The sequence below is a fragment of the Treponema sp. R80B11-R83G3 genome (assembly GCF_054786115.1).
Map to the genome: position 1 here is coordinate 1 of NZ_BDHF01000562.1, position 387 is coordinate 387.

Sequence of the window (387 nt, forward strand, 5' to 3'; positions counted from 1 at the left end):
GTTCCCAATATCTCAAATTGTTCAGGGGAATATTTATCTAAAACTGAAATTGGTACACCCATAATTCCTTTGTAATCAGAAGGGATTGCGTCAACATAGGGCACTTCAATAGCATCGTAATTTTCATATTTTATATAATCTTTACCTTTTATTTCTTTATGCTTACTGAATTTTATATTTTCTGCTTCTGTCATTAATGGTATTTTTTGATGACGGCGTCCATGATCAAGATTTGTATACCATCTTACACCAACTACTTTTTGAAAATATACATCCTCACCTTTTTCATTCTTACGAATTTCACCTGTAAATTTATTTTTATCTACAATATCTGCTGGAATGACAAATTCACGATCACCACTGGTAATACTCGGCCCAAGCCATAAT

Annotated in this window: 1 protein-coding gene; it reads right to left on the reverse strand. The window is 32.3% G+C overall.

The window, feature by feature from the left end; genetic code table 11:
• A partial coding sequence (locus tag ACYVRH_RS14980) for an adenine-specific methyltransferase EcoRI family protein (RefSeq protein WP_461257649.1) occupies window positions 1-387 on the reverse strand: 387 nt, incomplete at both ends.